Here is a 13,708-nt window from a genome sequence, read left to right as displayed (position 1 = left end):
TACCTCACTTCGTATCTTTTGGTGGATGAGGGTCGTTGCCATAGCTGTTGCCAGCTCGGATCTTTCCATCAGTACCATGGATTTTGGTGTCTGACTGCTGGTTACGTGCAATCTCTTCGGCTACAGCAATAGCTTCTTTTTGGGTTTTGGTGACTTTCGTCGCTTTTGAGTTGCCTGCACCGACTACAGCCCAACCATCTGGGTGTGGCACTACATGTTGATTTTTTCCTTTAGCCATTATGCAACCTCCTTTTCATTGATTGTTACTCGGCGTTTGCCGGTTAAAAGCTGTTGCATCAGGGCTTTTTTCTCTTGCTTTAGTGCATCAAGCTTTTGTTGGAATACTGCTATTTGGCTATCTGCCATTGAGAGAACTGCTGCGATTTTTTGTTGTTCTTCGAGCGGAGGGAGTGGGACATGAATTGCCGAAAACTCTTTCCAGCGCAAGCTCCCTCTACGATCTACTGAAGCGTTTGTTGCTGCAGAAAATATCTGCCTGTAATGTTCTGTTTTTAGTAGTGAATAAAGAAATTTTGCGTCCACTTTGCGGCTGTTAACTTTAAACACCACATAAATTGGGCTGACAAGGCCAAAGTCGTACAAATTCTGAAGCCCAATTGAACCTTCTTCAATGTGGTTCGATGGAAAACCGAAGCAACCTCTCGGAATAACCCGATAGCCGGATGTATCCTCGCTATAAACTTTCTTTTTAAAGTACTTTAGTGAGTCAACAAAGCCATCGTATTTAGAGCAAGAGAGAACTGGTAAATCTGTACCCTGCGCATTTTTTTCTGAAACATTTGAACTGATTTCTTTTATAGCTGGATACGACCAGTCAGCGGGAATTTTTCCATATCTTGTATTCTTGAATTCGTAAGAACCAAGCTGATGGCCAAATCGCTTTTTGCCGGTGAGCAGTTGCTGCATCAAAGCTTTTTTCTTCTTCTGGCTGTTGGCAAGCAATTGTTCAGTGGTGGTGATAGCCTTATCCCAAGTGGATAGGATTTGGGCTATTTTCTTTTGTTCGGTAAGTGGGGGAATAAGTGTTTGAACTTTTCTCAACTCCGACAACGAAATCTCTTGTAATGCAGATCCACCCACACGCCGCATTAAATCAGCTCTGAATTTCGGAGAACGTAACTCCCACAACAAAAACTCAGGGGATACTAAATGTGGTTTAGCTGATATCCGTGCTAATCCTCTTGTAATATTCGCCCCAACTAACTTATCGTCTACTAAGCGCACCAAACCAACCTCTCCACGCAAAGCCATAACGATTTCATCTTTTTCCAAAATCGTTTTTCGATAAGCTTCATGTATTTCAACGGTTGTTCTTATCATTCCTTCTAGCTGGATTTCATCTTTAGTTAGATCAACAACTCGAAGGCATGGAATACCGTTTGGCTGATGCTCGCCGGTCTGAACAATTCCATAAGAAATTTGCTTCCGACATACGTCAGCTAGTTGCTTAACTTTCCAATCTTCAGGCACCATATCCTAACTCCTCCAGATACTTCGCCATCTTGGTTTCCAGCTCAGTCAGTTGCGCTTTCAGCTGCTCACGCTCGGTGCGCACCGCGATCAGATCGATTTCTTCCTCTTCTACAAAGGTATCGACATATCGTGGGATATTCAGGTTGTAGTCGTTGTCGCGGAGCTCATCAATACTGGCGACATACGCATATTTATCGACGTTTTGATCATTGCGGTAAGTCTCAACAATTTTCTGGATATTGTCTTCGCCTAATAGGTTTTGGTTTTTACTGGCTTTAAATTCACGGGAGGCGTCAATAAAAATAACGTCTGTGGTGGTTTTGTACTTTTTAAATATTAAAATCGCAGCTGGAATACCGGTGCCGTAAAAAAGTTTCTCTGGTAAGCCAATCACGGCATCCAGCAAATTCTCTTCAATCAGCTTTTGACGGATTTGGCCTTCGGTAGATCCACGGAACAATACGCCATGCGGCACCACAACACCCATTCGGCCAGTTTTGGGTTTCAAAGTCTCAATCATGTGCAAAATGAAGGCATAGTCGCCTTTCGTTTTTGGCGGCACGCCACGGCGGAAACGGCTGTATTTGTCGTGCTCGGCCTCGTCGTGTCCCCATTGATCTAAAGAAAATGGCGGGTTGGCTGCAACGATATCAAACAGCATTAAGTCGCCGTTTTTATCCAAAAGTTTGGGGTTGCGAATAGTGTCGCCCCATTCGATTTTATGGTTGTCTTCGCCGTGCAGGAACATGTTCATCTTGGCTAATGACCAGGTTGAACCAATAGCTTCCTGGCCATACAGGGCGTATTGCTTGCTGTTGTGATTGGTGCGCACTTTGCTGCCGCATTTCATCAATAATGACGCCGAGCCGCAGGCTGGGTCACAAATGCTGTCACCTGGCTGCGGATCTAACAGTTCAGCAATCAAATCGGATACTTCAGGCGGGGTATAGAACTCACCGGCTTTTTGGCCACCACTGGCGGCAAAGTTTTTGATCAAGTATTCGTAGGCGTTACCAATCACATCTAAGGTGCCAACACGGCTTGGTTTTAAGTTCAGCTCATCTTTGCCAAACACTTCCATCAGTGTGCGCAGGATAGTGTTTTTTTGCTTCTCTTCGCCTAGTTTGTCAGTGTTAAAGGAGATGTCCTGGAACACGCTCTTACCCGCATCTTTTAACTTGGTGCCATTGGCTTCTTCAATGGCATGCAGGGCTTGGTCGATGCGCTCGCCATTGCCGGGTTCGTAGCGTTGTTCAAAAAGAGTGTAGAAGCTTGCCCCTAACGGCAATACAAAACGCTCGTTTTTAAGCATCTCGGTGATAAGTTCAGGCTCATCGCCGTATTCTGCTTTGTAAGCGTCGTAATGGTCCTGCCATACATCTGAGATGTACTTCAAAAACAGCATAGTTAGGATAAAGTCTTTGTAGGTATCGGCACTGATGGTGCCACGGAATACGTCACAAGCCGCCCAAAGTGCTTTGTTGATGCTGTCTTGGTTGATTTTGTCGTTCATTAATTCGCGTCCTTTAGAAGTTGGTTAAACATGCCTTGCATCATTAGTTCTCGATTTTTTAAGAGAGCATGTGTAAGCCTTTGTTCATGTTCCCATAATTCGTTCAAATGTAAAATTTTTTGTTGAATGTCTATTGAAGGAATTTCGAGTTTTAGCTCGCTTGCTATCTTGGCACTCAACATAACGATGCTCGTGCCTTGACTAGCCGCACCGTCACTTAACGCATGTTGAATAGAGTTCTGATTGAGTGCCCAACATAGAAATGCTGGGAGCACGTTATTATTTGGTTTGATAATCAAAAATTGACTACTGACTACAACCGGATACAGTGCATCTGGATCGTCACTTAAAATTGATGCACGAAAATAGCCACCGCGAGCCCCCCTCGCGGGGAGTAATACGACTTCAGTCTCAGCAAAAGCTTTATCCTTTCCTTCCCAGTTAATACAAGGTAACTGAGAGGCTTTTAAAACTGAGCTATTTGTTGATTCATAAACAGCGCGCACATCTTTTATTTGGGCAACATGAGCATTACCTTCTTCCGCTGATACTTCTTCAACTTTTTCACGAAAAGTAAACCCTGAGCGGATCTCAGCGATTTCACTAAGAGCTACGAGGTTAGTGCGTTGCGGCATAAGGCAACCCCGCTTCTGGTTTTACTCGGAGCATGCAACCTGCTTTTTTCCCCTTTGCTGAACAATCATTTATAAATATCGCTTCTTCCCAGTTATTCTGTTTGGCTGTTTGGATAAACCATTGCTCTACTAATTCTGTAAGTCTCTTTTGATTCTTGCCTGTAGCTTTTTTGTAGATTTCTATAACCCTTTGGCTTGTACAAAAAGAATATCCATTCTGGCTTATGTTACTTTGCTTAGGGTTAGGGAATGGATATTTGGGTTTGGCAGTTTCTATATGAACTGCTGGAATTGTAGATTCCAGCCCAGCATTCGTAACATTAGTGACGTTACTTGCTGAAAAAAAACAAATTCCGACTAAAGTGACATCTTGCGTCGTGGTATCGACTTGATAATCTTTCATGGGATCTCCTCCTTTGTGTTAAACCTCTCTTTGTTTAGCTTTCGGTTTTAGGCAACTACCTATTGCTTAAACTTTTTATGCAGTAGCTAAGCTACGATATAATAATCAGGTATTATTACTGCAAAGTCAATCGATATTTTGCAGTAATCCACCTACTGTAGCTTCGTGTTCTATTATCATCCTTTGAAAGATTTGATCTGCAAGCACTTGGATAGAGTAATTTGTTGGTTGGAATTGAATTTACTGGGTCGTACAACATGCTATTTGAGCATGCGAAAACAAACCATGCCTTTTGTTTTGAGCAGAGCCAACTGATGGATACCGGTCTAATTCTCTCAGAGACAGGAGATTGAAAGATCACATTATGAAAAAGTGCACGCGACAAAAATGTCGAATCATTTTGATTTGACATTGGCATTATTCATCTATACTGAGAATATATTGGCTCATATTCTGAGGATAGCTAGATGGAAAATATGTCTAACATGGTCCAAGAAGCACTCATTGCACTGCCGTCGCTACCTGGTGACTGGCCTCATGAAATAATCCTGTTGGATTCAAAATGGTTAGCGTTCCATCGAGGAATTAACGGTCCAGTTACAATCGCAAAAACGAAATTCTCAATTGAAAGTGGCTCTTCGTGGACTGCTATCATCATCGATGGTTCAAATAGTCTCATTTTGGCCAGCTCATACGAACTTGGCTCAAACGCAAATGATTCATCTATCAACCTTATCGAGGTGCTGGGACATCGCCTGATACTCATGCCATGGCAATCATTAATTATCCAGCTAGACGAGCCAGCATTAATGCAAGGTACCTGCTTCATTGAAAATACAAAACAGGAGCAGTGACATTATGACGAGCCATTGCCATGTTGAATTTACCGGTTTACTTCCTACAGATATACAACAAGACTGCGAGAGAGAATTTCTGGTGCAAATGCATCAAACTGACGGAGAACTTTTTACTTGGTCAAAAACTCATTTCAATACTATTAATCTAAATGCTCCAGGTCCGATATCTCAAGCAGTGTTGCAATATTTTGCAGATTGTGGATGCCCAATCTCTGGAATCATGCTTGGGATTAGTTTGTATCCACATACGTCAGAGATATGGCCAATCCGTTCATCAAGTATGTCATTCCAATATTTATTTAACGCCATAGAGACCATTCTGAATATCCGTACCGACAATCGCATACAGGGAATAATTTATCAGTTCGAACAATCCCTCAGATTCAAACAGGCCATGCACATAGCATCCATTTTTATCAGTGACCATAGTGTAGCCACTAATTTCTGTCCAGAGGTGGTTATGTACGTTCGTAAACAGCACGCAGAGCCGATCATATTGCAATGACTAGTGATTACATATCTGGTGACGATACCAAATGGCAAATTGTCTGCGATAGGCTAGAGATAGAGCGATCAGTTTTGCGCTATCAAGCACTGTGCGAATACCTAACCAACAGAATTTCAAAAGCAGTTGGGTTAAAAACGTACTTAAACTGCATATCCAGCAGGTTGATTTGTGACGTCATACAGTTATTAACTGGTGAGCAACTCACTGCATCAAATTTGTGCACCTATAAACAACATGGGGTTGACATAGTTGGGGTAGTTGCCAAAAAACTATCTCTCCCGGTCGTAAATGGAATCAATTGTAAGGTTAAACTGACCGAAAATAGCGAATTAGTGATATCTCCAACACCCGGAGCTCCTTCTCAGGCATTAAGAACCCTCATGGAACACCGTGGGATCTCTGTCCGCGATATTTTATATCAACAGTGGAGCGCAAATGGCGATTACCAAGTGGGCGATAAACGAAACTGGCCCTCTCCCAAACTATTAAATTTATTAAGTCAATATCCTAGCCTTATTGTTCAGGCTCCGGTGTCGCACGATACTCCTGTACGTCATGGTCGATTACTCAAATACCTGGGCCGAACATTATCATCATTTCAACCTAATGCTATCAATCAGCCTGCATTAGAATTAATCATTCATGAATTCTGTCTGCAGGATTTGAAGAGCCCTCGACAAATTCGAGCATGGTTACCGTCTGTAGGTTTCATTAAAAACATCCAATATGTCGAGAAGTTAACTTCAGAGATACGCCAAAGCCCCTATTTTTACATCAAAAATGTTTATCCGCATAAAATCGCCAAAATCGGCAGTGCGGATCGCAGTAACCAACGTGTAAAGGCTGACGACTTAGGGGTGATTATTGCACTGAACTCGCGGCCTGAAAATGGTGATGCACTGCGGATTGAATCAATTGTAAGAAGTGAACTTGCGAAATGTCACATTCATCCAATTGACGGCAAAAAAGACCACTATGAAATGCAACTAATTGAACTTGCACCACTAGTGTTAAATATTTTAGCCAATAAAAAATCACTTCATCCATTGCTAAATAGTATTACGGCCACATGCCTTCCAAGTCAGTAAATGCTGCAGAAGCATTGGTTACAAAAAGTCACCCAAGTTTACCACTACATTAAGCAAGGTCCGCTTTCAGTGAACTGCCTCGCAAAGATTCGGCAATCGGTGAAATTAACCTAACACAGAATTATTAACAGCCTCACAAACATTGTTAAATGTCACTTTTCATCGTTGAAAGTAAAAGCCAACAAGCAATCGTTATTTTCTCGTACGATTGCACAATATCCATATTAGCTGTTGTCTTTGTAATCCTGTAAAAACTTCAAGAGTTCATTCTCAAAATCAACATTTTTTGTCAAAGCCTCAAATAAAGCGTTCGATTTGTCCATTTCAGCCAGTTTTTTCTTGCGCATTTGTATTTTTATCTCTAAAGACCTGAGCAATTCAAAATTGTGCAATTTCGCTGCAATACCTTCGCTTCTCGAAAGCGCCAGATAGGGTCTCAACGATTCGATATTTGAATGACCAGCCTTTTCAGCAGCTCTTATCAGCACATCTTGAGCAGATTTTGGTTGCCCCCTGTCATCATACCCGTCAAATGCGGCGACTACGTCAGTTAAGCCCTTAGCTCTAACTCGGTGACCAGTTCCCTTTACACCAGCTTTTTTCATCAATCCAGATAAGCGACGTGAGATGTACTCTTTATTTAATGGTCTGCCCGTTGTAGCACCGACGAAGAGATCAGGTGGTTCCTTATAAAACCGCTCTCTTTTTTTAGCTGCTTTGACAGCCTCAAGTCGTTCAGTCTCTATATAGCCTCTAATCAACTCCATCGTCTCAGGAAGAAACTCGAGATCCCTGACCCTGTTACGTTTACCTAATACCTCAACATAGAATATTTTGTTTTCTCTCTGATATTGCTCAATTGTGTCCCAGTCTGGTACATCTGATACTTTGATCTGTAATGCTTCCATTCTGCGTGCTGTTCGTTCATATATTGTGAATATAAGAGAATCACGCACGCCGACGTATTCTGACTCTTCAATGGTCGTTGCATGCAACCGCTCTAGATCTTCATTGGTTGGCGTAGGCCGTAATTTAGAGTGACCTTCCGGCAGATAGGGCCATGTCCATCCTTTTTTTGATCGTTTTGCCGATATTGCGTAGCTCTTGTCTTCCCCATAAATTGCAACATGTTGACGAATATACTGCTTTTGCTCAGCCCAAACATAAAATGAAAAAACAGTTTGTAAAACTCCAGCCACGTAAACGGCTTTTTTACCTTCACCTGTTTTGATATTACTGAACTCAACTAAATGCCTATCTGTCACATCTCTCCATGTTAATCTCTTTCCATTCTCGTCAAGAAACCTGAGGAAAGTCTGGAGCTGGTCTGCATATGTTTTAACCGAAGTAGTGGCATCGGTATCTTTGAGAGATTTATACATTAAATAATGGCTTACCTCTTCAATAATACCATTACTGTCAAAAAATACGGGAATGTCACTAGCAACAATTTTTTTAAATTTGCCTAGAATTTGACAATCTTCATCTGTTTTTTTATAAAAAATCATAGAAAGCTCGGCCTTGTAAAATATCTGTAATTAGTTCAATAAATGTAATGAACCAGTTAATACAGCAGATTTCGTTCAAGACAATTAAGCAATTTAGAGTCATCTGTCTTTGTTATTATCTTTACCAAAATTGACCTGTGTTACGTTTGAGTGTGCAGCGATACCACCGGCAACAAGGGCTTTTTGTAACGATATTAACTCTTTTCTAGCTGCTAGTAACTCCTCGCTTTTCTCCTTCAATTGTTCCACCAATCCTTCAACTTTACTTTGCAAAAGAAGTTTCTCTTCATTCAGTAGGTCAATTTCGGTTTTATATTTAACAAATTGGTTTGCTGTATTTTGTAAAGACTGGTGAAGCTGGTTGTTTTGCCGAATGACTTCGGTCAGTTTTTGTTCCCTTGATTTTTTGGGATGCTTCGCAAGTTTGTTTATTAAACTTAAGCACTCTGCAATTTTTGCAATTTTCCGACCATGCTCTTGGTGGGATGTCACAAAGGAGCTAGGGCTGCCAATCTTTTCTATTCCGTAGTCGGCATGTTCCCAAAGACGTAATTTCGTTAAGCTTTTTGGAATGACAAGATCTGAATACTCACCATTTAACTTGCCTTGCAGCAGCGATAATCGACGATCGATTTGCTCGCTCAAATTCTTCGCTTTTACTTCATTACTCTGGGGGTTAATCACTCACCACCTCAAAAGGAATGATATTTTCAGCTTTACTCAACAAGTCTTGCAAAACAACGATCTGAATCCCTGATACCTCGCCAAGTGCAGAATCTTTACCACAAAACTCTACTGTCTTTTGTTTAGCCTCAATCTTATGGGAGATTGAATCTGCAAATCGAGAAGTGTAAGCGCCGTAAGGGCAGCTACCGCAAATTTCTTCAGAGCCATTCTGTATATTTGGCTCTCCGTTACCATCTGCACAATTGGCATATCGCCGCAGAGTAGTTTTTTTCGGGCAAGAACATATGGTTCCCCATACTTGTTGAGTGAATTCTGTTCCAACCCTCTTCATATAGCGCATTAGCTTTTCAACAACGCGCTCTCGTTCAACAACATCCACATTTTCGCGAAAATGTCCCAACCAATCAGCCATTTTCCGCTTCATTTTCTCACCAGCTTTACCACCAATTTTCTCCTCTCCTGCAATAACTCGTCGCAAAAAGCTTGCAGTCCAACCTTCACCGATCTCCTTCATTTCTTTCATGAACTGCTCATCGGTGATGTATCGTTTTGTCATCTCAATATTGAAGTGCCGCAGATGATAAGAGAGCGCACCGATGTACGCTCCCTCAAATCGATAATAATATAGAAGCGCAAACATACGGCGAAATTGATGAAAAGACACACTCCAGTTTTCATTTGATTCTGGATCAACAAATTTACAGTAAAAATCTTGCAAACTATACCTGATGGGACCGTCTCTAAGGTTAACTACTTCACCATCGGAGATATATTGCCAGAGTGAGTCACTTTGCGAGCTCTGTCTCGCTTCGTGACTTAACTTCTCCAATACGCCAACAGCCTTTTTTACCATTACAGGAACGGGACAAAGATCATACCTCTGACTTGTTTTTTCGATATAAATAGTCAGCCAATAAGCACCATCCCCACGATCTTCATCAATACACTTGAAACCAAGATCAAAAATCTCTTCTTTGCGTCTCGCAGTTAATGAGGCTATTACTGCAAAACACGCTGCAAAAAGATATCGGACAACACCGTCAAGCGTAACCACCCCATAGTGCTTCCGGCGGCCATCACGAACATCAATCTCTAACCCTTTTGCTGATAAACGATTTATAACTGTCAGTGCATCGGCATTTTCATTTAACAGGCTCAAAATTTCATCGGCATAATCTATGACCCACTTTGCACTTGAACTCATTATTGCAAACGCTGTTTTTGGTGGGATTGTTCTTGTACGCTGAGTAGTTGAACCAAACCGAGTCGCAACCTTGGATGCCCCCTCGATAAACGGTTCATTTCGGAAGGATTTACTTTTGAAGTAATACTTCCAGTTCCAGATCTCCTCAAGTGGTATTAATTTTCGATGAAGATCCTGCACTGTGATAGGCGTTGGTACTAAATCCAGATTGTCCAAAAGGTCTTGATATTGAACTTTCTCTAAATCTATCTCGGGAACATGGTTTTTGAGTTGGCTTTCAAACCAGTCTACAATTTTCGATGTGTAGGTAAGCACACTACAAGGTAGTTTATCCACTGAAGCCTGCTTATATATAACAGAACGTCTGAAAGTGTTTGATTGCCGGTATAGCGATTTATCTCCCTCAATCAATTGTTTTTTGATTGAACAGAACACCCTATAAGGGATATCCAATGCGAATTCAGTTCCATAAACGGCGTCGTTGATGAATGCATCAATATGAGTCCTGGTGACGTTTTGAAGAGTTCGTATATTATATTTACCAAGCCAGCAAATAAATACCAGTATGGAGGTAATGCGATGCGCATGCACATGAGCTTTGACGCTAGGGTTATGTAATCGATAAAGTTCAATATATTCGATGACTAAGTTAAATAACTCCTTGTTTTTATGGTCAGTAAGACGGCTACCATTAAGGAGTTCTATATCTAAGTTCACAACAGTAGAATCAATCAATTCTCCCGTTGTATCAGTTATCTCAATAGCATAATCAGAAATAGCAATATTGCTCAGCCACGGCCAATTATCTTTATTAAATTGAAACAACTCTTTTGTGTTGTCTGACTGAAAAATATCAACAAGTGCTATCTTATTCACTACCATGGCTCCGGCATGACAAAACGTGTATCGGCTATCTTGTTTTTTACAATGTCTTCTGCTTTTCTTTTAATCGAACTCAATACGCCCCGAGTCATCTTCTCTTCTAGAACGACATAAAAAAATGCTTGCCAAGGAACCCAAACGTTTGTCCATCGTTCCATGTTGGTCGCAGACATACGTTCTTCATGTCTTTCTAACACAGTTTTCCAGATCATCATCTCCGAAATAGATTCAGGATCAGCAGAAACCAACATTCTATCATGTTTGCATTTCACGCAATGTTCTACTTCAGTGCACTGCACAGATTGCCCTTCAACATCTGTGATTTCGCGATCTTTACAGAACACCCCCCACCCTGTTTTTTGCATTTTAGCCCTGTGTTCATTCCATGTAATCGGTTCAATTCCCAATTTGACAGGGGCATTTTCGTCCTCGGAAACCATTGCGATTTCTAATGTCTTCTGGAACTCGAGAATATCTCGCTCCATCTGAAGCCTATGTGGCAACTTATTGGTGTAGCCTTGCGTCGTAGTGCCTGACTCATGTTGGGCAATTAGTTGAGCGATCCCAAGATTAGCAGGGTCTTTCAATTGAATATTCAGCAGGACTGTAGGCCTCAGCATCGACGGAACTAGCCGAAATTGCTTTAAATAATCTGATTGAGAGCAAATCGCTTTAAAATCCGCGCGAAAAGCATACTCTGCAAGAGGATTCATCGTTCCCTGCATATAATATTTCAACACATCATTACCAGTGGACCACTGGACAGCACAAATGCCCTCTAGAGCCTGAACAGCGCTGACATAATCTTCACCGTCAGCACGTATAGGTAAATCATCATAAATCACCTTGCCATTTGCTCTGTCTTTTCGGCCTACAATCTTTTTGTGGAGCGGAACAGATGAGTTTTGCACGCAGTCAGGCGCTAATGTTGTCGCAACAGCAACATTTGCGCCGCTTTCGCATAAATACAGTATTAGTGCAGCACTGAGAGCCCTTCGTGTAGGTACCAAATACGACGCTACTTTTTCAACGCCCCCAACCAATTGATACTTTTTGTTCCACATATGCATGTTTGTTATAGCGGTAGTTGGAGGACAACCTTTATACAGGTTATTTATTACCGATAATAAGTTTGCCAGCATCACCTCAGGCTCATGGCTGGGGAAAACTTTGGCAACATATTGCGACCATTTATAACTTGAAATATATCTCCGATTATCCATTTTTGAACGGAACTCCTCGCAGTCGACAGTTGCCAACATAAGCAGTTCTTTCCCACGCTCGTATAATATCAGCCATTCCCTGAATGCTTTACTTGCTTGAATACGTATCTCAGCTAGCCTAATGTTTGTTATTTCTAACATCGACTCAACAAGATCATCAGATAAATTTGGATTTCGTAACTTTTCAAACAGCAGTGTTTCTAAAAAGGCTTTAGTATCTTTTCCATTACTAATCTCTATCCCTCGATACTTAGCCGCATCCGTCAGGATGTTTTCTAACCGAGACTGTTCGTCTTTATTAATTGACGCTTCAAGGATCGATTTGCGGTGACCTTTATCCTGATGTTTCCTTGCTTGTATTAAAAATTTGAATTTTGGAATGATTCGAGCTTCGCCCAACTGAGTGATAACGTACAAATTTAAATTTGAATTAGAGTGTGGTTGAGTAAGATGTGCTCTATAAGCCATGCATGCTCGACCAAACTCTGCATCGTTAATTGTTGTATTATCACCTAACGCAGACGCAATGGAGCCATTGAGATTCCGTGAGTCGGCCAGCCATTCGAAAAAATCCAACAATCTCAGATATTTATTCTTTACAGTGCTAACAACATCTTTATTGGTGATAGCGATAAAACATGTCGCAACTTTTTCACAAAATTCGAGACCGTACAATTTGATCAGTGAGGCAAATGAATAAACTCTTCCATGTTTTTCTGAATAAGGCATTGCGCCGACGTTTATATGTTCAGCCCCATATACTGTAAACGACTTTTTTGTAAGTCCCCGACTCTGACTTTCATGCAACGCTTTGATTCTTTCGTTAATCAACGCCATTAGATTAGGGCTATTTCTAATCATTCCTGCGGTGACGCCTAACAATTTCGCCAACCAATTCAAGCTAATTTTTCGAGAACTTGAATCCAGAACTAACTCAGTCGTCGCTAAAATGCGCTTCAACTCGTCAATACAACGGTCTGCCGAAAATTGCGAGTACCCATGGGACTGCACGATCTGATCATACTCTTCAAAAAGTGATCTCAGCTTTCGAGAACGCATCTCTACAACACTTGTGCTGAAACTATTCCCCAAACCAAAAGCAGTCAACACTGCTTTTTTATTCAATTTTCCGAGTCCATTAATAGGTAGAGTATTTGTTCTCGTTAACACTTCCAAATAATTTCGAATTTCTAGAACCTTCTTTTCCCAAACCGTGCCAATATTTCCTTCCTCATATAACTCAATTTCGAACTGTTCGAACAGTTCATATGCCCAATGCCAAGAGCTCATCCTTCCAGACATAGACCCTGCAGGAAAATTAAACTTTTTCTCAAATGTCCGTCGAGATATGCATCCTGGTCTCTTTGCACTTTTGGATACAGGAAGCTCATCAAAGTTATTCTTTAGATGGTTGAGGAGGTGTTTAAACTTTTCTGGTGTCCCGTATGCGTGATGAATCTGTGTAAGAATGCCGCCATTGAGCTCTTTAATCTCTTGCTCGAAATCATCTAAAACTTGCTTACACCATCGGTATTTTTGGAGTTGATAATAGTTGGTAAGCGAGCCGTGTTTAAATCCGTATGTCTTCTCTATTAAAGAGCGAGCGATTTTACCCTGACGTGTCGGGAGTTGGTTTTCCTGCAACAAAGTTTGAAAAAACGCTAGTAGCTTTGCAGGAGTGTTGTAATCATCAAGTCCCGACATTA

At 41.3% G+C, this 13,708-nt stretch carries 12 protein-coding genes; 2 read left to right on the top strand and 10 right to left on the bottom strand.

What is annotated here, in order from left to right; all coding sequences use genetic code 11:
* Nucleotides 1-4: 4 nt before the first annotated feature.
* Genes L5M40_RS12790 through L5M40_RS12770 form a run of 5 tightly spaced genes read right to left on the bottom strand, consistent with a single transcriptional unit; the run spans nucleotide 5 to nucleotide 4,045 of the window.
* The gene (locus L5M40_RS12790) at nucleotides 5-238 is read right to left on the bottom strand and encodes a DUF2188 domain-containing protein (RefSeq protein WP_263256724.1); all 234 of its coding nucleotides are present in this window, start codon (nucleotides 236-238) and stop codon (nucleotides 5-7) included.
* Complete coding sequence (locus L5M40_RS12785; protein ID WP_263256722.1) at nucleotides 238-1,494, bottom strand: restriction endonuclease subunit S; 1,257 nt, start codon at nucleotides 1,492-1,494, stop codon at nucleotides 238-240. The genes L5M40_RS12790 and L5M40_RS12785 overlap by 1 nt, the downstream gene beginning before the upstream one ends.
* Nucleotides 1,484-3,007, bottom strand: a complete 1,524-nt coding sequence (locus L5M40_RS12780) for a type I restriction-modification system subunit M (RefSeq protein ID WP_263256721.1) — start codon at nucleotides 3,005-3,007, stop codon at nucleotides 1,484-1,486. The genes L5M40_RS12785 and L5M40_RS12780 overlap by 11 nt, the downstream gene beginning before the upstream one ends.
* Nucleotides 3,007-3,642, bottom strand: coding sequence for a restriction endonuclease subunit S (locus tag L5M40_RS12775; protein WP_263256720.1), 636 nt, complete (start codon nucleotides 3,640-3,642; stop codon nucleotides 3,007-3,009). Before L5M40_RS12775 ends, L5M40_RS12780 begins: the two co-directional genes overlap by 1 nt.
* Nucleotides 3,626-4,045 carry a hypothetical protein gene (locus L5M40_RS12770; protein ID WP_263256719.1) on the bottom strand — a complete coding sequence of 140 codons (420 nt, stop codon included), beginning with the start codon at nucleotides 4,043-4,045 and terminating at the stop codon, nucleotides 3,626-3,628. Before L5M40_RS12770 ends, L5M40_RS12775 begins: the two co-directional genes overlap by 17 nt.
* Before the next feature lie 467 nt (nucleotides 4,046-4,512).
* Here L5M40_RS12770 and L5M40_RS12765 point away from each other — a divergent pair, with 467 nt between their 5' ends.
* Nucleotides 4,513-4,899: a hypothetical protein gene (locus tag L5M40_RS12765; RefSeq protein WP_172590297.1), complete on the top strand. Its 387-nt coding sequence runs from the start codon at nucleotides 4,513-4,515 to the stop codon at nucleotides 4,897-4,899.
* Between the two features lie 298 nt (nucleotides 4,900-5,197).
* On the opposite strand, the gene L5M40_RS12760 is transcribed toward L5M40_RS12765, so the two are convergent.
* Nucleotides 5,198-5,329 (bottom strand): hypothetical protein, encoded by a 132-nt coding sequence (locus L5M40_RS12760; protein ID WP_263256718.1) that lies wholly within the window; start codon nucleotides 5,327-5,329, stop codon nucleotides 5,198-5,200.
* 74 nt (nucleotides 5,330-5,403) lie between these two features.
* Here L5M40_RS12760 and L5M40_RS12755 point away from each other — a divergent pair, with 74 nt between their 5' ends.
* Nucleotides 5,404-6,498 (top strand): hypothetical protein, encoded by a 1,095-nt coding sequence (locus tag L5M40_RS12755; protein WP_172590298.1) that lies wholly within the window; start codon nucleotides 5,404-5,406, stop codon nucleotides 6,496-6,498.
* Between the two features lie 224 nt (nucleotides 6,499-6,722).
* On the opposite strand, the gene L5M40_RS12750 is transcribed toward L5M40_RS12755, so the two are convergent.
* From L5M40_RS12750 to L5M40_RS12735, 4 genes are all read right to left on the bottom strand, one after another.
* The gene (locus L5M40_RS12750; RefSeq protein WP_172590299.1) at nucleotides 6,723-8,006 is read right to left on the bottom strand and encodes a tyrosine-type recombinase/integrase; all 1,284 of its coding nucleotides are present in this window, start codon (nucleotides 8,004-8,006) and stop codon (nucleotides 6,723-6,725) included.
* A 99-nt stretch (nucleotides 8,007-8,105) separates the two neighbouring features.
* On the bottom strand, nucleotides 8,106-8,690 hold the full coding sequence (locus tag L5M40_RS12745) for a hypothetical protein (RefSeq protein WP_172590300.1): 585 nt from the start codon (nucleotides 8,688-8,690) through the stop codon (nucleotides 8,106-8,108).
* Entirely contained in the window at nucleotides 8,683-10,773 is a 2,091-nt protein-coding gene (locus L5M40_RS12740) for a hypothetical protein (protein WP_172590301.1), read from the bottom strand. The genes L5M40_RS12745 and L5M40_RS12740 overlap by 8 nt, the downstream gene beginning before the upstream one ends.
* Nucleotides 10,773-13,706: a hypothetical protein gene (locus tag L5M40_RS12735; protein WP_263256715.1), complete on the bottom strand. Its 2,934-nt coding sequence runs from the start codon at nucleotides 13,704-13,706 to the stop codon at nucleotides 10,773-10,775. The genes L5M40_RS12740 and L5M40_RS12735 overlap by 1 nt, the downstream gene beginning before the upstream one ends.
* Between the last annotated feature and the right edge of the window lie 2 nt (nucleotides 13,707-13,708).

This window comes from Shewanella sp. SM68, from assembly GCF_025653925.1.
In the GTDB taxonomy this organism is placed as follows: Bacteria; Pseudomonadota; Gammaproteobacteria; order Enterobacterales; family Shewanellaceae; genus Shewanella; species Shewanella oncorhynchi.
This window is presented reverse-complemented; position numbering and strand designations above follow the sequence as displayed.